Below are 26,625 nucleotides of genomic sequence, written 5' to 3'. Positions count from 1 at the left end.
ATTGAGAAATCGGCTGACGCGTTCCAACCATGCACGTCGCGCAATATGGTAAAGCGCGTTGCGCAGAGTGTTGTGGCGAATGCCGTGCACCTCGTTATAGCAGTCATCCTCTACGTTGGTCATTTCTATCCCTTCCTGGGAGGTGGCGGCGGTGGTTGAGTTCCAACATGCCGTGTTCCACCTTTTTCGATATGAACGGGTGGCCGTGAAGGCGCCGGAGGACGCGGTGGCGGTGGCGAGCGTTTGTCTGACATAGTTTTCTTTCCAACTCGTTTTGGTTTAGAGGATCTATGCCGGAAGCAGCATAGACAGTGACAATTCCATCAGGCAATCAACGGTTCTCTTTCCGATAAACTAGCTATCATGCATTGAAATGAATGAACAATTCGCCGATTATGATCTTGCTACTTCCGCAGAGCGTTCTTAAGCAATGGCAGATATTTCTGGACCTGCTCGCGGTCGCTTTTCTTTTCCGTATCGGAAAGTTGCGAGAACGGCGTAGCAATCTGTCGTTCCCATTTGGCGACAAGATTTGCAGGAATGACGATAGAGCCATCAGGTTGCTTAAGGGATTGGCCGTGCACATATTTCTGCCAGTGGGCCCAACGTTCGTGTTCGATGCTGGCTAATTCGTCCACGAGGCCATCTAGGATGTCGTCAAGGGCCATTGCTTAGATCATCCCCGCTCCAACAAGCTTTCGATAGTGCTCACCTAGCACGGTCAGCTCGCAGCCCTTACTCTGCATTGCAGCGTGCCACATATGAGGTGCGTTTACCGGCCGGACCAAGTTGACCTTCACGTATCTCTGAAGGATCGCAAAAACAGAATTCTTTGCGGGATCTGGCTTTGGGATTGTTGGATCGTTCTTTTGTTCGTCATTGCGTTCGGGCTCGTATTCGGGATCAAGCGGAAATACGTAGTCCTGCGAAGGGAACAAGGTCGCCAATTGCTGCAAATCCGCAAGAGGAATGGGGGCGTCAGCCTTTTTCAAAGACACGAAAGTTTTGACGTTAGTTTTGAACAGCGGCCGTTGACCGGCCCAAGGCCCGAGCGACTGATCAATATGGGCGTAGACGCTCCCCGGCGTGACATCTCCGACAAGATTGGCGGCTGCGCCAGCCAACGCGTCTATCAAGAGGCCCGTGAAAACGCCACCCGGTGTGGGTCCGTTCATTTCAAGTGCATACTGTTCTGCGGTTGACGCGGTGAGTATGGTCATCCCGGTCACGATTTCGAAAACACCCTTCATAGTCGGGTTTTCACCAGCGATTCCGCTGTGGCAACTATCCAGGATGATGACTTTGTTGGTGGCTGGGGAGTTGGCTGCGATGGTCATGACCTCATTCAAGGCAAGACCATCGTCTCCTACCTTGCAATCTCCCGCACATAAATAGCCACCTGTATCCTCGATGTAGCCATGCCCGGCAAAATAGAACAACGCAATCTCGGACCGGTCGGCAAAAAGCGCTCGGACAGCCTCCTTAAGCTCCGCTCGCTCTACAATGTCGCCCCGTCCGGTACCGGTAATTAGCTTGGGCGTCTTGAAGTTGGTTGTACCGTCTGCGTTACGTTCGAGGGCTGCACGGACAGAGTGAGCATCGTTTACGCACCCATTCAGACATGCAATATGCTCATAATGATCGATACCTACAATCAACGCTTTACGCATGAGGCTCCTTACAGGCTATCGATCCAATTGCTGATGTTTGCCCACGTCCATTCCATTGTTTCGACGCCGGCAATTTGAGTGTGATCGTCCTTGTAGGCCCAGATTCCCCGTACAGGCACACCTACTTCATGAGCGCACGCGATTTCCCAATTTTGGCCTGTCGATGATATCGAATTTTTCGTCACGATCACGAGAACCCCAGCCGAGCGCAAGATTCGGGTCTTCACTTTGTTTTTCCAGTCGGATTCGTATGCCTCTTTCACCGACATGTCGATGTATTCGAACGGCGTGCCCGTGTTCAGCGACTGACCTTTTATCATGTCCCGAATACTCTCGTCTTCGATGGCAAAAGCCACGAAGATGACTTTCTTAGTTGCCATGTGATAATCTCCATCGCCGATCCCCGGCACTAAAATGATTTATTTGCATTGATGAGAATCAAATCGCAGCCACAACAATGGTGAAGTCCCGCAAACCGACGACAGCTGCCATGCGCATCCTGGATGCGATCTCTGATCGGCGGCCGGCCGAGCTTCCCATGGCAAAGTCCTTGATCTGCATCAAAGGATGCGAGCCGGTATCGTAGTACTTATACCGCCATATCACTGATATCGATGGTCACGACGTGTCCCCCATTGATGTGTCCTCAGCCGGACACTTTCGTCGGAGCCCTCACAACGGCAAAATACTGCCGCGCCCGAGACAATGTGCAGCGTTTAATAGGGAGTTTCTGCAGGTCCGCGGCGATTTTCGGGCGAGTCCGCAGGAATGCTGCAAGTAAACGCAGAGCGCTCCTTGACGACCCATCGACCGTAGACAGATGTTCGTATTGCCTCATTGGCGAATGCCTCAGCGCCATGCAATCACTGGCTCACGAGACTGCTCCTTTCGCCACCCGCGTAATCGGTCTAAACCCTCGGACTGAATATCTTAGCTGAAGGTTTTGATGCATTTTCTAGCCGGGAAGAAACGGGAGACAATGAAAGGTACAGTAGTTTTCGGTCACGCAGAAAGTGTAGCGTTTTAGCGTCGTATGGAGCGTCCTCAAATATTGAGGTCCAAATTGAGAGCGCCGATGACCTGCCACTGAATTTTCATCCAACGGCGATTAGAGCCCCGGCGGTTTTGAATACGCCAAGTGGCGCGGTGTGAGCAACCGGCGGAAACGCGAAGCTTTCATCTCGCGCAGCGTTGGAGCCGGTTGCGGCAATTGTATCGGCATAGCTTGCCGGGGTCTGGTATCCGAGCGATGAGTGTGGCCGGAAATGGTTGTACAACACGACGACAGAACACCCACGGGACCGAGGTTCGCGAGCTTCTGTATCCGTGGCATCCCTGGTCCGGACGGCTTGTTCACGTGCATGAGGCGGTGTCTAAAGGGACGCATATTTTCCGCTGCAGCCTTTCTGGTTCTTCTTCTGGTCGACTTCTTGAGGTCCCGTCGTGGATGTTCGACCGATCAGTGAGTGGTTGTTGGCGCAGCCTGGCGGTCCCGCACGTCGATCTCGCAAGCCTGCATTCTTTGGCAAGATTGCTGAAGGACGCTGATGCCTCATCGCAATCTTCGGTAATGGGCGCAGCATTGGTCTCTCACGAAACGAGTCGGAGAGATGTTCATGCCTCGCCAGCCCATGACATGCCAGTTCGATCTGTTCTCGGCCCCGCAGCGGGGAAGACGGCAGGGACGCCGCAATGGCCGGAGTTGCCGGAGGAGACCCGCCAAGCGTTGACGGTGCTCATCGTGCGGCTGTTCGTCGATCACGCAAAGTGCGGACATGCCTGCCAACAGAAGGAGGCCGGTCATGATGCATGAGAAGATCGCGCCGCATCATCTGGAGCGGAAGGCCATCCTCTATGTTCGGCAGTCCTCGGCTCACCAGGTTCTGCACAATCGAGAGAGCAGCGCCCTCCAGTACGCCATGCGCGACCGTCTGGCAGCGCTTGGATGGTCACATATAGAGACGGTGGATGACGACCTTGGTCGTTCGGCCGCCGGCGGCGTGACCCGCGCTGGATTTGATCGGATGGTGGCGGAAGTCTGCCTTGGCAAGGTAGGCGCCGTGGCCGCGCGTGAGGTATCGCGCTTCGCCCGGAACAGCCGCGATTGGCAGCAACTCATCGAGATGTGCCGCGTTGTCGATACCGTCCTGGTCGACCAGGAAGCAGTTTATGCGCCCCGCCAGGGCAACGACCGCCTGCTCTTGGGTTTGAAGGGCAGCCTCAACGAGTATGAACTCGATCTCTTGCGTCAGCGTTCCCTTTCCGCCCGCTATGAGAAGGCTCGCCGCGGTGAACTCGTCGTCACTGTTCCGGCCGGCTTCGTAAAGGCCGGTGACAGGATCGAGAAGGATCCCAATCGGCGCATCCAGGAAGCCATCGCACTCGTCTTCGACAAGGTCACCGAACTCGGGAGTGCCCGGCAGGCCTTGCTATGGTTCCTTGAGCAGGGATTGGACCTGCCCGTCAGGTGCGCCAACGGTGACGTCATCTGGCGCAGGCCAAATTATGCCACCATCCACCGGATGATTGCGAACCCGATCTACGGCGGCGCTTATGCTTATGGTAAGAGTCGTTCCGTACCAGGATACGATGGCCGATCTGGAATTCGCCGCAAGGCGCGTGATGAATGGCTGGCGCTGATCCCGGATGCGCACGAAGGTTACATCAGTTGGGAACGGGCGGAGGAGATCCGCAAGATGGTCAGCGACAATGTACCGGCCAGTCGCCATCATGGAGCGCCGAAGCATGGCGACGCTCTGCTTGCCGGCCTGTTCCGCTGCAAAAGGTGCGGCCGGAAGCTGACGGTTCGTTACACAGGAGCCAACCATAACATCCCGCGCTATTCCTGTTGGCGAGGGTTGCTCGACAACGGCGAACCACGTTGCATCGCCTTCGGCGGTCTGCGGGTCGATGACGCGATCGAAGAGGCACTTCTCGGCGTGGTCGAGCCAGGAGCCATTGCCGCCGCCGTCGAGGCGGAACGCAATATGGCCAACCAACGCGATCAGGTTCAGGATGCCCTGATGCGCGACCTCGAGGCAGCACGCTATGTAGCCGACCGGGCATTCCGGCAATATGACGCGGCCGATCCAGAGAATAGGCTGGTGACGTCGGAGCTGGAAGCACGCTGGAACAAGGCGCTGACTGGCGTCGGTGAGATCGAGGCCAAGATTGCCAAACATCGGACAGTTACGCCGCATCCGTTCCCCATGTCCGCATCACAGGTAACCGCACTTGCGGGAAACCTTCGCGCCGTCTGGACGGCGCCGACAACCGATGCAAGGCTGAAGAAGCGCATCGTGCGCACGCTCATCAATGAAGTGGTCGCCGATCTCGATGATGGAACCTCTGAGATCGTCCTCGTCATTCATTGGGTTGGAGGCGTCCACACCGAACTGCGCCTGCCGAAGCGACACCGTGGCCAAAGAAATGCGACCCCTGACGACATTGTCGACGCTGTGAAACAGCTCGTCTTGATCGCCAATGATGATGTGATTGCCGGTGTCCTCAATCGCAACGGACTGACGACCGGCAATGGCAATCGCTGGACACGGGAGCGGGTCACCGCGCTGAGGTCATATCGCAAGATTCCGGTCTTCCGTCCGCAGATCGACGGGGTTGAGCCATGGCTTAATCTGGGCGGTGCGGCGAAGTTACTCGGGATATCGCCAAAGACGCTGCGTCTGGCGGCCGAGGCTGGCGATATTAAGGGGGCTCATCCGCTACCCGATGGCCCATGGATCTTCAGCCGTTCCAAACTCGCGACCCCGCAAGCACGTCAGATTCTCGATCGTGCCCGGAAGAACCCTCGCCACCCCGCGGGATCGCCTCCAGATCAGGAAAATCTATTCCTTTCAATGACATAGAAAGATGGGTGTTATGAAACAGGATTGTAATCGTCGGCCCATTCAGCAATGGCGCTTCGGGCATGGTCGAGGCCAAAGAACAGGCTTTCGTTGAGCAGTTCGTCGCGCATGCGCCCGTTGAAACTCTCAACATAGCCGTTCTGCATCGGCTTTCCCGGCGCGATGTAGTGCCACTCGACCTTATGATCCTTCGACCAGGCAAGGATGGCATTCGAAGTGAGTTCCGTGCCGTTGTCGGAGACGATCATTTTAGGTTTGCCGCGCCGTTCGATGAGGGTCGTCAGTTCGCGAGCGACGCGACGACCGGAGATCGAGGTGTCCGGGATCGCCGCCAGGCATTCGCGCGTCACGTCATCGACGATGTTGAGCACGCGAAACCTCCTTCCGCAAGCGAACTGGTCGTGCACGAAGTCCAGCGACCAGCGGGCATTGGCCTTCGCTTCGACCAGAATCGGAGCTCGCGTGCCGACAGCACGGCGTCTGGCTTTGCGCTTGCGGACAGAGAGACCCTCCTCGCGATAAAGGCGATAGATGCGATTGACCCCGGACGGTTCTCCCTCCCGCCGAAGCAGGACGAACAGCCGCCGGTAGCCGAAACGCCGCCGCTCATTGGCGAGGTCACGTAGCTTTGCCCGCAGTTCTACCTCCGGCGGTCGACTTGACCGATAACGGATCGTCTTGCGGTCGGCGGATATGATCTGGCAGGCCCGCCGTTCCGAAAGACCCATGACGGTCTTCAGATGCGTGACGGCGTCACGCTTGGCGACAGGCCCTACCATTTTTTGAAAGAAGCTCGCGGAGTGCTGCTGCGTCCAACATCTGCTCGGCGAGCAGCTTCTTCAGCTTGGCATTCTCATCTTCAAGCGCCTTCAGCCGCTTCGCCTCAGAGATCTCCATGCCGCCGTATTTGGCTTTCCAATTGTAAAACGTGGCTTCCGAAATTCCGTGCTTGCGGCAAAGGTCGGCCGCCTTCGCACCAGCCTCCTGCTCCTTCAGCACCCCAATTATCTGCTCTTCGGTAAATCTCTGCTTCTTCATTCGTCCGTCCTTTGATGGGCCGGACTCTAATCAATTCTGGAGGAAATTCGCAGGGGCAGGTCACCGAAAGACATGACAATTATCATCGAGGCAAGGCCACGGCTGCAACGGTCATCGACGCGGTCAAGGGGTTTCAAGCTGATATCGGCAAGCCTGCTGGTCTTGCCGCGGTGATTGTGGGCAACAATCCGGCAAGCCACGCCAGTTGCTACAGGATCGCGGGAAGGCCGCCGTTAGGGGCAATGGTGACATTGCCACCATTGATGAAAAAATCGGTGAGGCTGCTGCCGCCCCCGATCCGTGGCTCAGAATGTCAGCGGCTTATTGGTTATGGAGACCCCTGTCGAGACCGCACTCGAAATGGTCGAGCGCCACTTGCTGCGCGGTGAAGTGATCATCGAGCAGCAGCGCATGCTTGTCCAGCGCCTCCGAGAGGCAGGCGCGTCGACGGTCCAGGCTGAGCATGTTTTGGACGCGCCAAATAAGATCGACACCTCGTTTGGGCGAAAGGGTTATTCCTTTGCTGCAAAGCCTAGCTCAACGCGGCTTACATCCAAGATCGCCCGAAGGACGTCGATGCCGAATTTGAGGCTTTCTACCTCGACATCCAGCGAGATGCCCTCGGTGACTGTGCCTTTTGCGTTAGCGATTACCACCTCCTCCAGGTCTTCGAACCACTGAGGATTGTTCCCTTTGTGAAGCTTCGATAGTTCCGCAATCGCGACACTAAATGCCGATTGGACCGCGATTAGAGCGGCGCCGAGCTTTCGTTCGTCCACACCCGAGATGCAAACAATGGGGCTGTTTTTCTCATCCATGGGCTGTCCCTCTGCTGGCTCGCCACGAAACCCTATTTCAACTGATAGGCGACAGAGTCCTCGATCGCCGATGAATCCAAAAAGGCCCGTAGGCTGGAGTCTCGGGTAGTTAGATCAACGAATACGCGATGCTGGGATGTGGAAATGGCCGATGCGCTTGAGGACTGTTGGTATCGGGTCCAGCTTGCGAGGTTTCCAACCGGCAGCAAGGCCTCTAGGCCATAAGCATCGCACCTTTCTGATACGCGAGAGCGGGTAATCCTTTCTACAAAGTGGCTCGCATGCAAGTTCGCCCGAAGGACACAAGTGCCGAGCCTGGGCTTCCTTGTTCGGAACTATTGCCACCACCCCCCTGCCTTCTGCCGTACATTGCGACGCTCCTTAGGTCATTGCGTCACTGCTGATGTTATTTCCGTCGCGACCTTTCCTTCCAATACCAAATTCGTATCCCGTTATGCTTCGGGGGCATGGCCAGCGGCCTTCCTCGAGCTGGACAGCGCATGATTCTTATCGCGACGTTGACCAATTCCACCATTGACATGCTGCGCGAACTCGGCCTGACAGGCATGGCCAGCGCCCATCAGAAACTCGAAACGCAAACGGAAGCGAGACACCTTCGAGCATGGCGAAAGGCTTCGACTGCTGCTCGAGGCGGCCACGCTCCGCCAGAAGCGCTTCGAGGCGAGAGGCCGCCCTACAAAGCAGCGCTATGACGCCCAGATCGAGAACGCTGATTTTTGCGCCGCCCGCGCCCTGATGGCAATTTCGTGACGCCGAGTGATAAAGGTATTTCATCCTCATCGATGGGCTATACTCCAGCTTGGTGGAGACATAAACTAGACGCATTTGGAGCCGCTTGCGGCCGATTTCGCGAGGCAACTCCATCAACTGAGGCGCAAGTTCCCGGAACAAACGCTCACGCACCATAACCTTTCCTCATTTTCGGGCAATCTCGCGGTGTCGCGTTGATTCGGTAGGTCAGCTTACGACGCCGAAGCCGTTCCGCTGTTGATCTCTACGCCTGCAGGGCCCTGACGACTTAAAGGCAACGACTGCCGGACAGCCCAGACCCAGAACCAGTTCACCTTGACATCGTGTCACTCGGGCGTCACAGGCGGCAGCCCGAGTGTCGCAATAAGCTTCATTATCGACGGCGTGGGTGGACCCGGTGTCGGCGGCGGCATGGAGACGATGGACCCGAGCCGCGGAGGCGTTGCCATAACGCCAATCATCGTGCCGATAATGGCTATCCCATCGGCGCTGATTTCGATGGCCTGGGGGCCGGTTCTGCCCGATACTACAAGGCGGATCTTGTCGGGTGTTACCTCGACGCGGCTACCCAAGGCCGCTGCGGCAGAGGACGCGGGCGCGGCGACGCCCGAGGTCAGGAGGAAGTGTCTCTTGACGTCGATGCTGTAGATATTCCCGACCTCGACGGTATGATTCTTCTGCGCCTTCAAATAGACCTCCTCACGGCCTTGCTTGTCCTCAAAGCGCAGTTCATTGTACGCATTAGCGGCGCCGCCATCGGTATGCGTCCGGAAAGTCGACCGCGTTTTGTCAGTCGGCAGGGTTTCAGGCGGCAGATTTGAGCCGTTGTATACGACGCCGGTCACCAGGGGCGTGTCGGGATTGCCGTGGATGAAATCAACGACGACCTCATGGCCGATCCGTGGGACGACCAGGTTGCCAAAACCCTTACCAGCGAAGTTTTGGGCCACCCGAATCCAGCAGGAGCTGTTCTCGTTCTTTTCGCCTTCTCGATCCCAGAAGAACTGAACCTTCACACGGCCGTACTTATCCGTCGCGATCGACTCGCCCTCGGGGCCTACGACGACGGCCGTCTGCGGTCCGTGAATCAACCGCGCCGATGTGCGGCGCCTCGGGCGGTACTGGGTGGTCGCGGGGATAATCTCTACGTTGCTGTGATAGAGGAAGCGCTCGCCCTTCCCCCCACGGTGTCCGCAGTGAGATCGTCCCCCACCTCTCCGATGACAGTGAAGTCCTGTCCGACTGCCAGAAAGCGATCGGTGGGTTTCGGCCGGGAACCGACCTGGCCGTAGTAGAAGGGATTTGCGGCCTTGAATAATGACCCGGTCGTTATCTGGCGCGCAGTGCTTTCGATCCGCGCGCGATAAGCGTTGCAGGCGAGTTCCTCGGCACGGATGGTGGCGTAGAAATCGCCATCGCTTTTTTTTGTATAGTGGCCTGGATACTCGAAGACCTCCCGCATTGCCGTGCAGCCGCTGCTTCCCGACGAGGTCTCGCCCGTTCTGACCGCCACGCTCTCCGGCGGTCGGGTGATGGCGCTTCCCGTGAGCTTGCGGGGCGGAATGCCGCCTGTCCTCACGGGAGGAACGCGCGCGACAGACGTGAGTTCTGCCATCGGCTTCTCATGGTCATAGTCCCTGAGAACGACCTTGTTCGGCTGTAGCGAAACGACCTCGTCCCAATGCAGGATGACGTCTTCTTGGTAAAGACTTCGGGCAGGCCTGAGATTGTGGTGGGTCTCCACGATCTCAGGCGTGCAGGCCATGTGGCTCGCGGCGTTGTCGACCAGCACGAGGTCATGTTGGTCCTCAGCATGTTCAAAATAGTAGTAGATGCCGTCCTGCTCCATGAGGCGGCTGACGAAGGCCAGATCCGTTTCATCGTACTGGACGCAATATGGGCGCTCTGGGAACCGTCGGGCGGTCTGATTCTTGAAATTGCCTTTATGTTCTCGAAAAATCGTGGTGATGATCTCGATGCTGGTCTTGTTCTGAAAGACCCGACTGTTAGAGCGATGCTCGAGCAATGAAATCCACGGGCGCACCTGCGCCACGTAGTTGAGGTGCTCGGTATCGTCGAGGCCGAGATATTGGAAGCGCGTAACAACACCGTTGAAGAAGCGCGTTTGCGAGTCCTTGAGCTTAAGCCCGATTGTCAGGCTTTGACCGGGAATCGTAGCAAAGTTCTGAACTGGATTGCGGCTGGCGAGCTTCACCTCGTAGAGGAAAGGTTCCCCCAGCCGCTCGGTGCCACTGAGCCGTCGGAGAGAGATTTCATTCAACTCGGACGCGGCCGAAGTGACCGCAACAAAACGATTGTGCCTTAAGAGACTCTCGATTCTTGACAGGACCATGGTGGTGTGTGTTCCGCAGATTTGATGAGAAGGCGCGGTTGCGCCCGATAGCGTGAGTAAGATGCCGCCGAAGCCATCGGCGAAGATGCAGAAAGGCGTTTATCTCGTGCATCGAAATCGCAGACCGTTGCTCAGCCAAGATGGCTTGCTGGCCCGCATCGTCAGAGCCAAGCGGGGGGGCGGGGCGAAGAAAGCGTGTGGGCCTCTTGGAACTCACCCACGCTAACTCCCACCCAAATCTCGCCATGCGGCCTTAGAACATCGATGAGTTGGCGGATTCCGGCGGTGCTAGCGACGACGTATCTCCTGGAATTCTCAGCCAGGCCCAGGGCGCAGCGCCCTAGCGGACAACCACGGTGGTCGAGTTTCGCCGCGATCGTCGCCTCGATCGGCCTCTCCGCTGCTGAAGCCTCAAGGGCGTCAAAATGGCGAGAACATTCCAAAGAGGCGTCACGGCGAATTTTGCAAAGGGCCTTGGCGGTCTCATTGCAGTTTGCGTTGAGCTTACTGAAGATAGTCTGGCTTCCGATGCTTGTCATAACGGGCCTTCCAAGCCGCCGCCCGCCGTGCCGCCGCACTTGGCATCGAGGGCACGTGGGCCATTCATCCGATCCAGATCGATCTCGCCAACGAGATCTTCTCCCGCCCGAAAAGAAGGTCGAGCGGGCCCGCCGCATCATGGATGTCCGTTTCGGGAGAGTGCCATGCGGCAGCCGGTGGGCCGCGGTCAGTTGGGGTAGTTGTCAAGTCATCGGCGTGCTGGCGCCTTTTCCGCTTGCCCATCCAACTGGACCAACCGAGTCTGCCGCAGCGACCCAACTGCACTTCCGGGACCTGCTCCTGACGAAGAACGAGGTTAATCTCCCAGTCCAGTTCATCTCCAAGGTAGTTGGAGATGATCTGCGCTATCGACTTGAGGCCGGGAGTTGCGGGCAGAAGCGACTCGTAATGAGCCAGGCTGAGGGGACCCACAATGAGTCGGAACCGATGGTGCCACACTTTGATCCTCGCACCTGCAACAGCCGTGCTGTTCAGCGTACCCGTGCCCGGGTCGCGGCCCAGGAGGCAGAGCGATATGCGGGGCAGCTCGACCCATTTTGGGACAAATTCACGGATATCAACCGGCGCCTCGACGAAGCTGGCGAGGATGGCAGCGAGCCCCTCGGCGTTGCGGGTGTGTGAGGCGAGACGGCCGGTGAAGTGGAGTTTGGCCAGATCGGGCATAGCATCCCGCGCGCGCAGGGAGGTCATCCCGAAGCCGGCTAGCGCGCCGAGTCTGAAGGGCAAATCGATCTTCTTGTGGCCTGTCATAGCTCACGGTCGGTTCGCCCTCCGCCCATGCGCGGAAGAAGAACGAGGCCATTCGATGATGAAAGGTATCAGCAAATCGGATCAGCGTCTCATCCGCGGCGTTGTGCTGCCGGAGAAGGGCGTACTCCGTCAGATGCAATGGGAGGGGACCGTGGGGTCCAAACAAGCCGAAGGCGTAGGTGGAGATTACGGGATCGTTCTCCTCGTGCGCAGTCACGCCCGCGATCGATCGAGTCGGAAATGCAAGGGAGGGCTGCTGGGCGATCCGCACACGATCCAGGCTGGGACCGCTCGATTCTCCCAGCCGAGGCCGATCTGAGCTGATTGCATCGATCCGCCGCAGAGCCTGGAAGAAGTCGCAGGCATGCGGCTCGGCCCCAAGCGAGCTTAGGAAGTCGCCGAGTGCCCCCGAAATCAAAGGATCGCCCGGCGGCCGGCCATCGTCGGCCATCGCATTACCTCCCCGCGCTGTAGCGTCGAGACGACCATCTCGGTGAAGCTGTTGATGGATACGTATTTTGCGAAGAACTGGTTGAGCACGGAGGCGAGCGGAAAGATGCCAACGCCTTCGAAGGCCGCTTCGTCCAGGATGATACCAACCTCAATCCCACGTGCTACGGCGGCTTGTCCACCGCTGGACAATCGCCTGACCGCAGGCCTGGACCGGATCTCCCGGATCCCGTCGATCTGCCGTGAGGCGAAGGCATTGACTGGATCGACGTAGAGGCGGAGGAGTTCACGCAGCGCTTCTGCGCCCCGGTGGTCGTTCCTATCGGAATTGCTGATCGAGAGGTAGTTCAGTGAGAGATGGCTAATTAATCGCCAGGTGATATCGCCATTGGCGAAAGAGTGGCGCGGTCGGCTCGGGGGCGATACGCACCGGGTGGCGGTAACTGGAGCGCCGATTTCCAGGGTGAAGTCTGTCTCGTCCCGGCCAATCGGCAGCAGCAGCGCCAGGTCCCGGTTCGAGCACAGGCAGTTTACAGACAAATGCCGGAGTTCCGCCGAATAGGGAGCCGCCTGGCGATCAACTAGAGAAACGAACGTCTCGCTGCCGATATAGCCAGTCCGCGCGCCATTTAGACGCTGGTGCTCCGACATGAGGCGCTGCTCCCGCCGGATCGCGTAGTATCTGGAATGCTGCTCCTCCTGACCGTGCGCGCTGATGCTATAGAACGGGTAGAACCTCACGGGAGCCGCTTCGTTTTTCGCCCCGTCTCCGCTCATCTCGAGGATCGAGTGGACCTCAAAGTCGAGCGGCCTCATCCTGTCAACAATCACATGATGTTCGGTGTTCTTGTCGCTCACGTGGACGAGATCTGCCTGGCGTTCGAACAGATTAATCGCGGGCGTTGCGAAGAGAACGATATTTTGGGGTCCGAGCTGTCGTTCCAGCCGTGGCTCGACACGTCCAAGTGCGAAGACGATCTCAAGGGTCTCGGCAGTTGACAGGGCTACTGCGTCTGCCAGCCCGCTAACCTCGACGAACAACGTCCGCTCCGCGAGGGCGAAATACTCCTGTAGGAGACGGTACCCGTCGAAAGAGCGTGGCACCTCGGGCAGGAGAGCACAGCTCGGCTCCAAACCGCGCTGCTGCAGCGCATGAACCGGAATCTTTTCCTGCCAAGGGATGGGCCGGCCGACCGGACGGGCTATGATATTGCATGCGTCACCGAGAAGCTGTTCGGCGAGTGCGGCGCCGATGCCACCGGGGCCTGTTAGGTGCAGTGTGAGAGCGTCTAGTGCGAGTCTATTGAACGGCATGCCATTGGTGGTGCGAAGGCGTAGTCGCAAAGCAGCCTTCGCATCTTGCCGGGCCGGAAGATCCAGTGCGGCGATCTGCCCCGGCGTCGAAAAATAATCGGCAGCGCTTACCACAATTGGCCAGAGATGCACATCATGGGCCGTGCGGAACTCGCAATGTGTGACGGCACCCGGAGCAAGGCGGCCCAAAAGCTTGGTTCCCCGCGGCACGACGTATCCATTCTCAAGTCGTCCGGCCTCCTGGTCGGGCTCGAAGCGCACGATCGTCATCGACGGGAGCGGCGGTAGAAAATGCGGATAGACCATCTCCAGGAGGTGCTGGGTGAATTCCGGAAAGCGAGACTGAAGCTTCAATTGCACCCGCGCCGCCATGAAAGCGAAGCCTTCCAGAAGCCGCTCGACGTAGGGGTCGGCGACCTCCACTGATTCCATCCCGAGCCGGGCGGCGACCTTCGGGAATGCGCGGGCGAACTCGGCCCCCATCTCGCGCATATAAGCAAGTTCATCGTTGTACAGTCGCAGGAGCCGGGGATCCATCAGCTTATCTCTGTACCGAGATGAAGGACGCGGGCGGATGCGAGCTCGGAGTTTACCTCCGTACGCATCACCATTCGCACCGGCAATGGCTGCGCCCACAGATCGGCTTCGATCCTAAAGCGAAAAGTGCCGCAACCCTGACCATCGTCCAGGACCGTCACCTTGAGGGTGTCCGGTAAGAGACGCGGCTCAAAGCGCTGAAGGCTCTCGATTATCGCTTCGCGCAATGCGCTCTTATCCATGCCTTCGCGAATTTGTCCGCTGAGAGGCCAGGCACCATAATTAAGTGCACTGGCCGCTACGTGAGGGTACGCTTGTAGATCTACGGTTGCACCCAATTGGTTGGTGTTCAACAACCAGGAAACATCGCGTAGAATCACCTCTTCCAGTTGGCGAACAGAGAAACTGCGCTTGTCCTGCGCTTCACACGAGCTGCGCGGCTCATCGTCCGTAAGCCGGTCCAGGAGGGATGGTTGCACGAGATCCCGCTTAACATCTCTGCCCATGTTACAATCTCCAGGTGCAATATCGAAGAGGCGATCCGCCGTTTTCGCGCGCGGCCCGGAATATTCCCGTTCCCGATGGCCCCATCAGCCGACGAGCCTATTGAAGTCGGTACTGTTCGCGATTTGGTTCCAGATGCCCTCGCCTGCTTTGGTAAGAGCGCCTTTTTCATCCTGCCTGTAATAGATGACCTTGCAGGCGCCGAACCGGAATGTGATCGTCTCCTCGGGGGCCTCTTCCGCATAGGACCACTCGACCTTCTCGACTACCAGCATATTGAAACTCCAGTGCAAGAACAGGTTCGATTCTGATGTAGCTTGTCCGCTCCCCGTCGCTTTGAAAAGTTTTAGTTCAACGTTATTGAAGTGGGCGCCGCGACCGCAGGCAACGTACAAAGAGGGCGATGACGTATCCACCTGCTTCTTGATAGTGAAGACCTCGAATTCGGCCTTGCCCGCGCCCGCCCCGGCGGTATGAGGCCCAATGTTCAGCTTGTTTTCGAGTGAAAAGCTCCATTCGTCCGCTAGCGTGATACCGTCCTTTAGAATGATAGATTCGCCCTTGGGCAAAATGCCGTCCTTGGACGCCTGCGTGAACTTTATAACCGCGTCGAACGCCATGATGGATTTTCCTTATCTCGTTGATCTGATTGGGCCTGGATTGCATCGGCCAGCCCAGGGCAGCCATTCCCGAGTTTTGGCGCCGAGAACGGAGCACAATCATCTGCGGGTTTTCTCAGCCCTTGCGGGCGGATGGCAGGCGCGAGACCAGTCTCAAAGAGATGGTTAGGCCTTCGAGCTGATAGTGTGGCCGCATGTAAAATCTCGCAACGTAATATCCGGGATTATCTTCGACCTCTTCCACCTTGACCTCGGCCGAGGAGAGCGGCTGCTGTGCCTTACTCTCTTCGCTCCCAAGCTCGGGCGAGGGGTGGACGTAGCCCTGAATCCATTGGTTGAGCCACTCCTCGACCTCGTGGCGCTCCTTGAACGTGCCAATCTTGTCCCGGACCATACACTTCAAATAATGTGCGAAGCGGCAGGTTGCGAAGATGTAGGGTAGCCGGGCACTGAGTTCGGCGTTCGCTGACGCGTCGGGGTCTTCGTATTTGACCGGCTTGTTAATAGTCTGAGCGCCAATAAATACGCCGAGGTCCGTGTTCTTGCGGTGCAACAGCGGTAGAAGACCGTTTTTGGAGAGTTCGGCCTCACGGCGGTCGCTGATCGCGATCTCAGTGGGGCATTTTAGGTCGACGCCACCGTCGTCGCTGCGGAAGGTATGTACCGGCAGGCCCTCGACGAGGCCGCCGGATTCGACGCCACGAATTCTGGAGAGCCAGCCATAGAGCTTGAACGAGCGCGTGATATTTACGCCCATGGCGTAGGCTGCGTTCGTCCAAAGGTATTTCTCGCTGTCGCCGCCGTCTGTGTCCTCCTCGAAGGCGAATTCATCGACCGGGTTGGTTTTGGCCCCGTAGGGCAGCCGGCCAAGGGTGCGTGGTAAGGTCAGGGCCACGTACCGCGAGTTCTCGCTTTCGCGGAACGCTCGCCAAGGAGCATGTTCGGGAGTGAGGAAGATTTTGGTGATGTCACGCGGGTTCGCAAGCTCACGCCAAGAATCCATCTGCAGCAGATGTGGTGAGACGGCAGATATAAGCGGTGAGTGGCTCGCCGCCGCGATCTGCGCGAGTCCCGAAAGCAACTCTACGTCCGGTGGGGTATGGTCGAAATAGTAGTCGGCAATCAGGCAGCCATAGGGTTCACCGCCGATTTGGCCATATTCGTCTTCGTAGATTTTTTTGAATAGCGGACTCTGATCCCAGGTGACACCCTTATATTTCCGCAAAGTTCGGGACATCTCCACCTTTGAAACTGGGAGAACGCGAATCTTTAACGTCTCATCGGTTTCGGTGTTGAGGGCAAGGTGATGCAAGCCCCGCCAAGCTGATTCCACGCGCTGGAAATTTTCGTGATGGAGGATCTCGTTGAGTTGCGCAGAAAGCTTCTGGTCGATCGAAGCAATCATTTTTTGGATAGTCGCGACGACATCGTCGCTGATCAGCGACGTGTTTTGAAGTGCCTGCTCGGCCAGTGTTCGGACGGCACTCTCTACCAAGTCACGGGAGTGGTCCGAGCGGATCCTGAACTCGAATCGAAGCATGCGGGTGAAATCGCCGAGATCAACGGTGGCGACCTGTACATCTGTGGCATCTGCAGGCGTCACGATCAGTTCTCCTCTGTGTCTGGGGATGCCAATGGCGGAGCGGCAACCACTGCATCAGGCTTCTCAGTCTCGATGCCACTGCCGAGGGCGCTTAGCAGTGCCGAATCGGCGAGGAAGTGGGTGAGCAACTCTTCGGCACCGTTCTTCCCGTCCATGTAGGCCAGCAGATTGGAGAGCTCCGTTCGCGCTTCGAGCAGCCTGCTAAGGCTGTCGACCTTGCGCGCCACGGCCGCCGGCGAGAAATCTTCGAGCCGCTCGAAGGTCAAGTCGACAGCGAGTTGGCCTTCTCCGGTCAATAGGTTCGGCACCCGCATCACCACCCTGGGCCTCAGCGATCTGAGCCGATCATCGAAATTGTCGATATCGATCTCCATCATCTTACGCTCCGCGACAGGAGCAAGCGGCTCGGCAGCATTGCCAGCGAGATCGGACATCACGCCGACCACGAAGGGAAGCTGAACCTTCTTCTGAGAGCCATAGGTCTCCACGTCGTATTCGATCTGTACGCGAGGCGGACGAACCCGCGCGATGAACTTTTGACTACTCGCCTTTGTCATGTGTTCCACTCCTGATTAGGAAGATTACGCACGTCACGTGCCCTCATCGACCGCCAGGCCGGCAATCGAGCGGTACTGGGCAACCCCTTCTGGCGCCAACTCTTTGACAAGAGCCATGAAGTCCTTCGAGACAAGTCGCTGCGCGCGCTCCAGAAGGGCTGATAGCGGGCTCGCGGGTTCGTTCACCTGGTACCAGTGGCAAATGCGGCCAAGGATTTCGACAACGTCATCGCGGTTGCGGATCACGTCGGGGTATGGGGCCTTGCTGGAGTCTGGCAATGGAGATGCCGCGGCGGCAGGCTGGGCCCTTTTCCGATGGACGTCGACCAGATCCTTGGCCTGGGTGAGTAGCACTATCAGAGGGTCGAATCGAACGGCCTCGTCACTCGCAACGTGCCGCCGAACACTCGCGTCTAGATCGGTGGCGGCTGCTAGGCTGGCGTCGAGACCAGTGCTGATCTGCTCGAGCTGCAGTGGGTCGGTGTCGGTGAAAGCGAGCTCGATAGTCGAACGATCAACTTCCGCAGACTGCGACCGTAGCGCACCAGCCCAATCGCGGAGCGTAAATGCCCCGAATTGCCTGGAGGCGGTGAGTGGAACTTGGCGTATTTCCGCCAAGATCCCGGAGAGATCGCAGAGGCTTGCCAGAGCGTTGAGGCGAACGGTCTGATCTCCGTCATCTTCTGGATCCGGTCGCGGATGTAGCTCTGACCAGTAGAGCTCGACATAGGCCGCGAGCAGCTCAAGCCCCTGACTTAGACCAGGGAAGCCGAACTGACTGAGGGCGGATCGTGTGAGCAAGATGCCGACTCTTAGATCCTTAGTGCGGGCAGAAAGGTCGAGGCCAAGCCGCCACACCTCTGTCCAATTGGGAGCTTCCTCGGTGGCGATGGAGTCGCCTATCTGCTGGTGCGGCTTGCCATGCGACGCGATCTCGAGCTCCAGGAAGCTCAGATCGTAATCGAGAGCATCCCCGCATGCGTTGCCGTCGCTGATCGGTTTTAATAAATGATCTGCATCGAGCATGACCAAAATCCCAGTTTTCCCGACATTAAAGATCGTCGCGCCTCTGTTTCTCAACGTTTAGCAATGAGCAGACGCGATTGCTCATGCACAATCGACATTCGTATATGTCGTGAATGCTTGGGGCGTGAACGCCGCCGCTTCGGATCTTGATGCAGCTATGTGCTGAGGCGCAAAGGACACCTTGTGAACCACAAGAAGCTCTTCCGGCTCCATCGGGAGGAGAAGCTCACGATGCGCAAGCGCCATGGCCGGAAACGAGCGAAAGGCAAGCGTTGGTGTTGATCCCGCTGGCTGCCAATGATCGTTGGTCGCTGGACTTCGTGTCGGATCAACTCACCGATAGCGCGGGGGGCAGTCGGTGCAAAGGGCAACCTGCGGAATACCGTTGCAAACGTGAGCCGGAAGGCCTCCAACTACGGAGTCTTCGCGCGGCCGCCTCCGCGCCAGCACCAGGGTCCGCACCAAGGCGACGGGCTTGGTGTGATACATGTGAAGCTCAACGCCAGCTGGCCTCGAATTGACCTGATGAGGTATACGAGATTGCCGACGTGCGAGGTCCACGCCACCCGGTCAAACGCTTCAGCTTGCTAGCGCGAGAAAGCCTCGGAGCTGCAACCATTCGGCCGTCTGCCGCTCTGCCTAGTGGAGGATTCGAAGCGCAGAGTGTGCAATGGGTGCTGCATAAGGTGGATGGCGTCGTCGGCGATCGGTCTTGGGGGTGTCGGGGCGCGGCCCCACATCGAACGAGCGGCCAGCCGGCGGGTCCATCGCGCGTGCAGCGACCCGCCGTCAGTGGTAGAACGCCTCGAGCACTTCAACGGCATGTAATCTCCTGCGCTCCGCCGGACCGCCGCACGAGGCTTATAGGGCGACAATCTAGATGAGATCCGTATTGACCGCATGTAACGATGCTCCCCGAGATTCGCACGTTGCCTCATTCATTTCGCTCCCAGTTGGAGCGAAGGAGTGGGGTGCGGAGATGGCGGGGTTTCGCAGCGGCCGGCCTCCTTCGCGAGCGCCATTGCCGTTTTCGACGGAAGTCGAAGTCTAATAACCATCGTCGCGGTATATTCTATTGACAATGGGTGTGATGCGGCTTTGCGTGATCTTCTGAAAGGAATCGAATCCCGCCGCCAATCTCCCGTTCTACCGCGCACCTACCGGACCCCAACGTGACTGTCGACCCTGCTTCCATTAATCGTGCAGGGCAACCACGCGGTCTCTCGTGCAGATCCCTGCGATTTCGAATTGACGGACACCGAACCCGTTAGACGGTCGTGGAGTGCACGCACTTAGTCACCCTAGCCGCCCGGGCACTGCAACCCCGCTGTACCGATCCTTCTACCTCTATGCTAAAGAACGTTTTGGGAAAACTTGCCTCCTCGTCATCGTTCGACGGCGGCCTTGGCGCCAATCTTGCGAGGAGCAGGCCGATGGTCGCAGCGGCATGCGAGCCGACATTCTGCGATCCGCGCCGTCGAAGACGAGGTCGCTCTCGGCGTGTTAGTCAGCCGGAATGCGCCGGCCGTCGTGCCCCTAAATCTCGATCTCGAGCCAGGTATTGGCCTCCAGGCTGAAGAAAAATTCGGCGCTCTCACATGCTCATGCAATCCCGTGGTGGACAACCAACGCACATGATGGTGCAGTTCCTAGGGAATGTGGTGATGAGCCATGAGCCGTCCTATATCACCTTGAACGCTGAATTAGCCCCCGAAAGGTCCGGACATGCTCCACCACTTAGCTAAGTGGGTAGGAGTAATGTTGGTAATATGACTAGCAGCAATTTTAAGATGGAAGTCCTCGGGGGGCCGGAACGTCGGCGGCGCTGGAGCACGGCAGAGAAGCTCGCGATCATCCACGAGACCTATGAGGCGGACGCGACGGTGAGCATCGTCGCGCGTCGGCACGGCATCCAGCCGAACCAGTTGTTCGCCTGGCGCAAACTGGCGTCCCAAGGGGCTCTGACGGCGACGGCCGCCGAAGAGGAGGTTGTTCCGGCTTCCGAATACCGGGCGCTTCAGGCCCAGGTGAAGGAGTTGCAACGCCTGTTGGGCAAGAAGACGATGGAGAGCGAAATCCTGAAGGAAGCTCTCGAAATCGCCGGTGGCCCAAAAAAACATCTGTTGCGCTCGCTCTCTCTTCCGAGGGGGATTTTGGAATGAAGACCGTCTGCGAAACTCTAGGTGTCGCCCGCTCGAATATCGCCGCGCGTGCCGCAAGCTCCCCTTCCAGAGCCAGAGGACGCCCGCCACTCCCGGATCGAGAACTGGTGGAGCACATCAAGGCCATCATCGCCGACATGCCCACCTACGGCTATCGGCGTGTCCATGCCATCCTGCGTCGGAATGCCCGGAAAGATGGGCGTTCGTGGCCCAATGCCAAGCGTGTCTACCGGGTGATGAAGCTGCACAATCTGCTGCTGGTGCGTCATACCGGAGCGGTCGATGATCGCCTTCACGACGGCCAAGTCGCCGTCGAGCGTTCGAACGTCAGATGGTGCTCCGACGGCTTCGAGATCGGCTGTGACAACAAAGAGAAGGTCCGCGTCGCCTTCGCCCTCGACTGCTGCGACCGCGAGGCAATCGCCCATGTCGCCACCACCCAGGGCATCAAAAGCGAAGACGTGCAGGACCTCGTGATCACCGCTGTCGAGAACCGTTTCGGCCGCATCAACGTGCTATCCGAGCCCATCGAATGGCTCACCGACAACGGCTCCTGCTTCATCGCGAAGGACACCGCATCCTTGCTACGCGACATCGGCATGGAGCCGTGCACGACACCGGTGCGAAGCCCACAGTCGAACGGAATGGCGGAGGCGTTCGTCAAAACCTTCAAGCGCGACTACGTCTCGGTCAATCCAACCCCGGATGCTGAAACCGTCATCGCTCAACTGCCATTCTGGTTCGAGCATTACAACAATCTTCATCCACACAGTGCTTTAGGATATCAATCGCCGCGCGAGTTCATCAGCTCGCAATCTCAAACCTGAGCATGTCCGGTCTTTTGGGGGCAACTCCATATCACCTTGAACGCTGCCCTCCTGGCTATCCGTTTCTTTGAGGCACCCACAATTATGGCGGCATCGGCGGCGCTGAGATCGGGATGGGCCGCCTTCAGCGCGTCCGCCCAGGCCGCATTGCTCTGCCCCGGCAGCTGCGGTGTCTGCCTCGCGATTTCGTCCAGCCTCGCCTGGTCCTGCGCCGACACCGTCTGGAACGCCGTCCTCACGGCGATATCGCGCCTTACGGCACCCACGATTATGGCGGCATCGGCAGCGCTGAGATCGGGATGGGCCGCCTTCAGCGCGTCCGCCCACGCCCCCTTGCTCTGCCCCGGCAGCTGCGGTATCGCCGCCTTGATCTCGTCCAGCCTCGCCTGATCCTGGGCCGACACCGTCCGGAACGCCGCCCTCCTGGCGATATCGTCCTTAAAGGTGCCCACAATTATGGCGGCATCGGCGGCGCTGAGATCGGGATGGGTCGCCTTCAGCGCGTCCGCCCAGGCCGCATTGCTCCGCCCCTGCCGCGGTGTCGCCGCCGCGATTTCGTCCAGCCTCGCCTGGTCCTGGGCCGACACCGTCCGGAACGCCGCCCTTTTGGCAATATCCTGCTTTACGGCACCCACGATTATGGCGGCATCGGCAGCGCTGAGATCGGGATGGGCCGCCTTCAGCGCGTCCGCCCAGGCCGCATTGCTCTGCCCCGGCAGCTGCGGTGTCTGCCTCGCGATTTCGTCCAGCCTCGCCTGGTCCTGGGCCGACACCGTCCGGAACGCCGCCCTCCTGGCGATTTCGTCCTTTGCGGCGCCCACGATGGTGGCGGCATCGGCGGCGCTGAGATCGGGATGGGCCGCCTTCAGCGCGTCCGCCCACGCCCCCTTGCTCTGCCTCGACTGCCGCGGTGTCTGCCTGGCGATTTCGTCCAGCCTCGCCTGATCCTGGGCCGACACCGTCCGGAACGCCGCCCTCACGGCGATATCGTCCTTTAAGGCGCCCACAATTATGGCGGCATCGGCGGCGCTGAGATCGGGATGGGCCGCCTTCAGCGCGTCCGCCCACGCCCCCTTGCTCTGCCTCGACTGCCGCGGTGTCTGCCTGGCGATTTCGTCCAGCCTCGCCTGATCCTGGGCCGACACCGTCTGGAACGCCGCCCTTTTAGCAATATTATGCTTTACTGAACCCACGATGGTGGCAGTATCGGCGGCGCTGAGATCGGGATGGGCCGCCTTCAGCGCGTCCGCCCACGCCCCCTTGCTCTGCCCCGGCAGCTGCGGTGTCTGCCTGGTGATTTCGTCCAGCCTCGCCTGATCCTGGGCCGACACCGTCTGGAAAGCCGCCCTCCTGGCGATAGCCCGCTTTACGGCGCCCACGATGGCGGCGGCATCGGCGGCGCTGAGATCGGGATGGACCGCCTTCAGTGCGTCCGCCCAGGCCCCCTTGCTCTGCCTCGACTGCCGCGGTGTCTGCCTGGCGATCTCGTCCAGCCTCGCCTGGTCCTGGGCCGATACCGTTTGGAACGTTGTCCTTTTAGCAATATCCTGCTTCAGGGCACCCACGATGGTTGCGGCATCGGCGGCGCTGAGATCGGGATGGGTCGCCTTCAGCGCGTCCGCCCAGGCCGCATTGCTCCGCCCCTGCCGCGGTGTCGCCGCCGCGATTTCGTCCAGCCTCGCCTGGTCCTGGGCCGACACCGTCCGGAACGCCGCCCTTTTGGCAATATCCTGCTTTACGGCGCCCACGATTATGGCGGCATCGGCGGCGCTGAGATCGGGATGAGCCGCCTTCAGCGCGTCCGCCCACGCCCCCTTGCTCTGCCTCGACTGCCGCGGTGTCTGCCTGGCGATTTCGTCCAGCCTCGCCTGGTCCTGGGCCGACACCGTCCGGAACGCCGTCCTCCTGGCAATATCGTCCTTAAAAGTGCCCACAATTATGGCGGCATCGGCGGCACTGAGATCGGGATGGGCCGCCTTCAGCGCGTCGGCCCACGCCCCCTTGCTCTGCCCCGGCAGCTGCGGTGTCGCCGCCTTGATCTCGTCTAGCCTCGCCCGGTCCTGGGCCGACACCGTCCGGAACGCCGCCCTCCTGGCGATAACCCGCTTTACGACGCCCACGATGGCGGCGGCATCGGCGGCGCTGAGATCGGGATGGGCCGCCTTCAGCGCGTCCGCCCACGCCCCCTTGCTCTGCCTCGACTGCCGCGGTGTCTGCCTGGCGACTTCGTCCAGCCTCGCCTGATCCTGGGCCGACACCGTCTGGAACGCCGCTCGATCGACGAGATCGCCCGTTGAGGCCCCCACGATTATGCTGGCATTCGCGGCGCTGAGATCAGGCGCCAACGCCAGCGGCCTTTGAGCATATAACCTCTGCTTGCGGCTGGGCCTGGGATCTGCGCCCTTCTCAGTAGTCTGCCTCTTGCGCCCGCCACCGGTCGGATCGCCGGGCTCCGCGGGCACCTCGGACATGGCCGAATGCTCCTCTCTTTCACCTGTCACCTCGGTCGGCCTGGCAACCGCCGAAGCTTCAAAATTATAAAACTTTTGCTTGCGGCTGGGCCTGGGATCTGCGCCCTTCTCAGTAGTCTGCCTCTTGCGCCCGCCACCGGTCGGATCGCTGGGCTCCGCGGGCACCTCGGACATGGCCGAATGCTCCTCTCTTTCACCCGGCACCTCGGTCGGCCTGGCAACCGCCGAGGCTTCTAAATTCCCAAGGCCATGCAGCCCCCTGCGCTGAGGGCCAGTCTCCAGCGGCTGTCCCTCGACGAGGTGAATAATGCGATCGGCATTATTGTATTCATCTGTTGTCCTCGTGAGGTTGAACGCGGTCTCTGCCGGGACGACCGGAACTCTCATCAGTTCCGTCATGTCAGCCATCATTTGCGGGGTTAGTTCTTCAGGGCTTTGAAGCTCGGTCGGCGGGCTTGGCTGGTCGACGCTTAACGCAGCCCAAGAGGCCGTTTCAGAAGGCTCCAGCCAGAAGTCCTGCGAATTGAAGCTGCCGGCTGACAGCGGACCGGCTTGATCCGTCGCCTGCCAAAGCTCCTCTTGATCGGCAGACGCCACTGAAGGCTGCGGGCTTTGATCCGTTGGCTGCCGAGGGCTGGCTCCCGCCGCTGTCGCGCTCGCGAGGTTGAACGCGGTCTCTGCCGGGGCGACCGGAACTCTCATCAGTTCCGTCATGTCAGCCATCATTTGCGGGGTTAGTTCTTCAGGGCTTTGAAGCTCGGTCGGCGGGCTTGGCTGGTCGACGCTTAACGCAGCCCAAGAGGCCCACTCAGAAGGCTCCAGCCAGAAGTCCTGTGAATTGAAGCTGGCGGCCGACGGCGGACCGGCTTGATCCACCGCCTGCCAAAGCTCCTCTTGATCGGCAGACGCCACCAAAGGCTGCGTGCTTTGATCCATTGGCTGCCGAGGGCTGGCTCCCGCCGCTGTCGCGCTCGCGAGGTTGAACGCGGTCTCTGCCGGGGCGACGGGTACTCGGGTAAGCCCCGTTAGCCTTTCCACGTAACGCAACATCGGATTCTCTTGCCAGATGTCGTCCGAATTGAAGTTGTCGGCCACGTGATCGACACGCGCCACTGAAGACTGCGCTCTTTGATCCGCTGGGTGCCGGCCCTCCTTCGCGCGCGAAGAGCCCTGCCCTTTAGTCCGAGGGTCCCAGTCAACCATGCTCACCCCCCTGGGATATGGCCTTCAGGAAACAAGGGGTCAGCTGTCGAGCACCGACTGCTGACGGGAGGTCAGAATTTATCAGGGGCTCAAGCGACTTAACCAGATCGCAAGGGACGCGACTGCAACCATCGACCGCTCCAGGTTGCCGAGCCTCGTTCGGACGCCGCTCAATCACCGTGGGTCCCGTTTTCTGCTGTTGTGGCATGGGGCGGCTCTGCGGAATCGAGCTCAGGTGACGGGAGGCCGGCAGATCCCGAAGACATGGCCAGGCCGTTGATAGCTGGTGGCGTGAACGCATCATTGCAGCAGAACCTCGAAAACCACGGAGAAGAGCCCGCGATTCAAACTAGCGCAGTCCCGGTATTGGATTGCATGCACAGGTGATATGCTCGCATCCAGTTAGTGAGCGGCTATGGCGCAGCTCCTGCGTGAACCCGTAACGACAGCGGCGATCCTTCGAGAGATGCAGCGACGACCCGTTCTCCAGACCGGAGGTCCGTGCTTGATGTGGCGATCGGTACGGATTGCTATCAACGCTGACGGCCGCCGGTGCCGCGCAAGCCAGTTACGACGCGAACATCGACATAATCTCTTCTATGGTGGGATTGATTGGCCCACCGATACCAGGGTAGTGGCAACTGTCACCAATTGCGGCGCCAGTGAGGTCGGCCCTTCGTCTTCGAACTCTTTGCTGGCTTCCGCTAAACAACGCGGCCTTATCACAAAAGACTGGGAGATTTAACGATAATCCCGGCATCCGGACTTCTGCGCATTGCCGGCCGGTAATAGCGCGAAAGACTTGCAGCAATCGCAGCGCCGGCGGCACCCGTGACCAGTATCCGCACTGCCTGGCTCGTAACAATGCGCTGTGACCAGCGGAAGCCGATCTCGTGGCAAGACAAGGCATGCTGCGGGCTGATATGATGAAAGACGCCGGCAATGGTGCGGCGGACCCGGGACTTGAAACCTCCCACCGAGTTGACGTGGGCGGCGTCTCGAACGAATTCGCGGCTCGAATGCTTTACGTTCTCATGCGTAGCGAAGCTCTTGCCAATCGCCATGAACGCCTCACCGCCCATCAAGCAGGCATGCGGTTCGATCCCTTTTCGCCGTCGCGCGCCCTGCACGTATCGAAAGGCCTTTTCGGCCCCGTCCAGGCGGTAGACCGTCCGGATTCTTCTCGGTCGCTCACCGAGATGAAAACGGTCAATCTCCACCGTGCCATCGAGCATGTGCTCGCGCGCCAACATGAGGCGCAGCGCATATCCCATTCGCTAGCTATTGGGCATCACCAAATGTGCAAATGCCTATCTTCGCCGCATGAATGATCCATGCCGCCAGAGCTGCTATCCCGCTAATCGCTAAACTAGTCGTCAAGGTGCTTTAGGGGCGGCGGCGCGTGAAGACGATGTTGGCGGCGGCACATGCCTTCGGCGTATTCACGAACATTTTCGACGAGGCAATGCGCATCACGTGTCACCTTGCCTGTTGCGCTGCACTTTTGGCCCCGTACTTGCGGCG

Annotated in this window: 17 protein-coding genes and 7 pseudogenes; 4 read left to right on the top strand and 20 right to left on the bottom strand. The window is 59.2% G+C overall.

The window, feature by feature from the left end; translation table 11 throughout:
* Positions 1–404 precede the first annotated feature (404 nt).
* The 4 genes and pseudogenes from MF410_RS33755 to MF410_RS33740 form a co-directional block, all read right to left on the bottom strand.
* The gene (locus MF410_RS33755) at positions 405–668 is read right to left on the bottom strand and encodes a hypothetical protein (protein WP_088397079.1); all 264 of its coding nucleotides are present in this window, start codon (positions 666–668) and stop codon (positions 405–407) included.
* Positions 669–671: 3 nt separating this feature from the next.
* Entirely contained in the window at positions 672–1,670 is a 999-nt protein-coding gene (locus MF410_RS33750) for a caspase family protein (protein ID WP_096772330.1), read from the bottom strand.
* Positions 1,671–1,678: 8 nt separating this feature from the next.
* Positions 1,679–2,050, bottom strand: a complete 372-nt coding sequence (locus MF410_RS33745) for a hypothetical protein (protein ID WP_096772329.1) — start codon at positions 2,048–2,050, stop codon at positions 1,679–1,681.
* Positions 2,051–2,764: 714 nt separating this feature from the next.
* A pseudogene (locus MF410_RS33740) lies at positions 2,765–2,944 on the bottom strand (IS3 family transposase); the annotation flags it as partial.
* Positions 2,945–3,472: 528 nt separating this feature from the next.
* On the opposite strand from MF410_RS33740, the gene MF410_RS33735 reads away from it, so the two are divergent.
* On the top strand, positions 3,473–5,536 hold the full coding sequence (locus MF410_RS33735) for a recombinase family protein (protein WP_097622254.1): 2,064 nt from the start codon (positions 3,473–3,475) through the stop codon (positions 5,534–5,536).
* 23 nt (positions 5,537–5,559) lie between these two features.
* Here MF410_RS33735 and MF410_RS33730 read toward each other — a convergent pair.
* The 6 genes and pseudogenes from MF410_RS33730 to MF410_RS33705 form a co-directional block, all read right to left on the bottom strand.
* Positions 5,560–6,574, bottom strand: a pseudogene (locus tag MF410_RS33730) (IS3 family transposase); the annotation flags it as partial.
* 321 nt (positions 6,575–6,895) lie between these two features.
* Positions 6,896–7,039 (bottom strand): hypothetical protein, encoded by a 144-nt coding sequence (locus tag MF410_RS33725; RefSeq protein WP_170961552.1) that lies wholly within the window; start codon positions 7,037–7,039, stop codon positions 6,896–6,898.
* 47 nt (positions 7,040–7,086) lie between these two features.
* On the bottom strand, positions 7,087–7,392 hold the full coding sequence (locus MF410_RS33720) for a hypothetical protein (protein ID WP_097622224.1): 306 nt from the start codon (positions 7,390–7,392) through the stop codon (positions 7,087–7,089).
* 507 nt (positions 7,393–7,899) lie between these two features.
* Positions 7,900–8,319: a hypothetical protein gene (locus MF410_RS33715; protein WP_170961528.1), complete on the bottom strand. Its 420-nt coding sequence runs from the start codon at positions 8,317–8,319 to the stop codon at positions 7,900–7,902.
* Between the two features lie 170 nt (positions 8,320–8,489).
* Positions 8,490–9,479 (bottom strand): type VI secretion system tip protein TssI/VgrG, encoded by a 990-nt coding sequence (gene tssI / locus MF410_RS33710; protein WP_239621168.1) that lies wholly within the window; start codon positions 9,477–9,479, stop codon positions 8,490–8,492.
* Positions 9,464–10,516 (bottom strand): annotated as a pseudogene (locus tag MF410_RS33705) (phage late control D family protein); the annotation flags it as partial. The gene tssI and the pseudogene MF410_RS33705, both read right to left, overlap by 16 nt.
* Before the next feature lie 547 nt (positions 10,517–11,063).
* Here MF410_RS33705 and MF410_RS33700 point away from each other — a divergent pair.
* Positions 11,064–11,200, top strand: a pseudogene (locus MF410_RS33700) (CoA ester lyase); the annotation flags it as partial.
* 153 nt (positions 11,201–11,353) lie between these two features.
* Here the strand turns inward: MF410_RS33700 and MF410_RS36725 are convergent.
* From MF410_RS36725 to tssA, 8 genes and pseudogenes are all read right to left on the bottom strand, one after another.
* A pseudogene (locus MF410_RS36725) lies at positions 11,354–11,740 on the bottom strand (type VI secretion system baseplate subunit TssG); the annotation flags it as partial.
* Entirely contained in the window at positions 11,634–12,278 is a 645-nt protein-coding gene (locus MF410_RS33695; RefSeq protein WP_275593051.1) for a type VI secretion system baseplate subunit TssG, read from the bottom strand. The pseudogene MF410_RS36725 and the gene MF410_RS33695, both read right to left, overlap by 107 nt.
* Positions 12,242–14,128, bottom strand: a complete 1,887-nt coding sequence (gene tssF / locus MF410_RS33690) for a type VI secretion system baseplate subunit TssF (protein ID WP_096772083.1) — start codon at positions 14,126–14,128, stop codon at positions 12,242–12,244. The genes MF410_RS33695 and tssF overlap by 37 nt, the downstream gene beginning before the upstream one ends.
* Positions 14,128–14,634, bottom strand: coding sequence for a type VI secretion system baseplate subunit TssE (tssE, locus tag MF410_RS33685; protein ID WP_054185915.1), 507 nt, complete (start codon positions 14,632–14,634; stop codon positions 14,128–14,130). The genes tssF and tssE overlap by 1 nt, the downstream gene beginning before the upstream one ends.
* 84 nt (positions 14,635–14,718) lie before the next feature.
* Entirely contained in the window at positions 14,719–15,252 is a 534-nt protein-coding gene (locus tag MF410_RS33680; RefSeq protein ID WP_007636660.1) for a type VI secretion system tube protein Hcp, read from the bottom strand.
* A 115-nt stretch (positions 15,253–15,367) separates the two neighbouring features.
* Positions 15,368–16,855, bottom strand: a complete 1,488-nt coding sequence (gene tssC, locus MF410_RS33675; RefSeq protein WP_007636661.1) for a type VI secretion system contractile sheath large subunit — start codon at positions 16,853–16,855, stop codon at positions 15,368–15,370.
* A 2-nt stretch (positions 16,856–16,857) separates the two neighbouring features.
* A complete protein-coding gene (gene tssB / locus MF410_RS33670; protein WP_096772082.1) occupies positions 16,858–17,412 on the bottom strand; it encodes a type VI secretion system contractile sheath small subunit in 555 nt (184 codons plus the stop codon).
* Between the two features lie 33 nt (positions 17,413–17,445).
* The gene (gene tssA, locus MF410_RS33665) at positions 17,446–18,438 is read right to left on the bottom strand and encodes a type VI secretion system protein TssA (protein ID WP_007636664.1); all 993 of its coding nucleotides are present in this window, start codon (positions 18,436–18,438) and stop codon (positions 17,446–17,448) included.
* A 126-nt stretch (positions 18,439–18,564) separates the two neighbouring features.
* On the opposite strand from tssA, the pseudogene MF410_RS33660 reads away from it, so the two are divergent.
* Both MF410_RS33660 and MF410_RS33655 read left to right on the top strand, forming a co-directional pair.
* Positions 18,565–18,779: pseudogene (locus MF410_RS33660) on the top strand (IS3 family transposase); the annotation flags it as partial.
* A 1,428-nt stretch (positions 18,780–20,207) separates the two neighbouring features.
* Positions 20,208–21,427, top strand: a protein-coding gene (locus MF410_RS33655; RefSeq protein ID WP_096772081.1) for an IS3 family transposase whose coding sequence is annotated in 2 segments (ribosomal slippage) — positions 20,208–20,544 and positions 20,544–21,427 — 1,221 coding nt in all. Because the reading frame shifts where the segments join, the coding sequence is not laid out codon by codon here.
* Here the strand turns inward: MF410_RS33655 and MF410_RS33650 are convergent.
* Together MF410_RS33650 and MF410_RS33645 are read right to left on the bottom strand one after the other, a co-directional pair.
* Entirely contained in the window at positions 21,418–23,898 is a 2,481-nt protein-coding gene (locus MF410_RS33650; RefSeq protein WP_239621081.1) for a hypothetical protein, read from the bottom strand. The two genes, MF410_RS33655 and MF410_RS33650, sit on opposite strands and share 10 nt — an antisense overlap.
* A gap of 1,925 nt (positions 23,899–25,823) precedes the next feature.
* Positions 25,824–26,390: pseudogene (locus tag MF410_RS33645) on the bottom strand (transposase); the annotation flags it as partial.
* Positions 26,391–26,625 lie beyond the last annotated feature (235 nt).

The organism is Rhizobium sp. C104, from assembly GCF_022354505.1.
Taxonomy (GTDB): domain Bacteria; phylum Pseudomonadota; class Alphaproteobacteria; order Rhizobiales; family Rhizobiaceae; genus Rhizobium; species Rhizobium redzepovicii.
Note: the sequence above shows the minus strand (reverse complement) of the source record. Positions and strands in the feature narration are given on the sequence as shown.

What these genes read in the sequence shown, in the direction of transcription:
- MF410_RS33755 (WP_088397079.1), bottom strand. Translation starts at nt 668, where the DNA reads ATGGCCCTTGACGACATCCTAGATGGCCTCGTGGACGAATTAGCCAGC.
- MF410_RS33725 (WP_170961552.1), bottom strand. Translation starts at nt 7,039, where the DNA reads ATGCTCAGCCTGGACCGTCGACGCGCCTGCCTCTCGGAGGCGCTGGAC.
- MF410_RS33680 (WP_007636660.1), bottom strand. Translation starts at nt 15,252, where the DNA reads ATGGCGTTCGACGCGGTTATAAAGTTCACGCAGGCGTCCAAGGACGGC.
- MF410_RS33750 (WP_096772330.1), bottom strand. Translation starts at nt 1,670, where the DNA reads ATGCGTAAAGCGTTGATTGTAGGTATCGATCATTATGAGCATATTGCA.
- tssB (WP_096772082.1), bottom strand. Translation starts at nt 17,412, where the DNA reads ATGACAAAGGCGAGTAGTCAAAAGTTCATCGCGCGGGTTCGTCCGCCT.
- MF410_RS33735 (WP_097622254.1), top strand. Translation starts at nt 3,473, where the DNA reads ATGATGCATGAGAAGATCGCGCCGCATCATCTGGAGCGGAAGGCCATC.
- MF410_RS33715 (WP_170961528.1), bottom strand. Translation starts at nt 8,319, where the DNA reads ATGGTGCGTGAGCGTTTGTTCCGGGAACTTGCGCCTCAGTTGATGGAG.
- tssF (WP_096772083.1), bottom strand. Translation starts at nt 14,128, where the DNA reads ATGGATCCCCGGCTCCTGCGACTGTACAACGATGAACTTGCTTATATG.
- tssE (WP_054185915.1), bottom strand. Translation starts at nt 14,634, where the DNA reads ATGGGCAGAGATGTTAAGCGGGATCTCGTGCAACCATCCCTCCTGGAC.
- MF410_RS33745 (WP_096772329.1), bottom strand. Translation starts at nt 2,050, where the DNA reads ATGGCAACTAAGAAAGTCATCTTCGTGGCTTTTGCCATCGAAGACGAG.
- MF410_RS33720 (WP_097622224.1), bottom strand. Translation starts at nt 7,392, where the DNA reads ATGGATGAGAAAAACAGCCCCATTGTTTGCATCTCGGGTGTGGACGAA.
- tssA (WP_007636664.1), bottom strand. Translation starts at nt 18,438, where the DNA reads ATGCTCGATGCAGATCATTTATTAAAACCGATCAGCGACGGCAACGCA.
- MF410_RS33695 (WP_275593051.1), bottom strand. Translation starts at nt 12,278, where the DNA reads ATGGCCGACGATGGCCGGCCGCCGGGCGATCCTTTGATTTCGGGGGCA.
- MF410_RS33650 (WP_239621081.1), bottom strand. Translation starts at nt 23,898, where the DNA reads ATGTCCGAGGTGCCCGCGGAGCCCGGCGATCCGACCGGTGGCGGGCGC.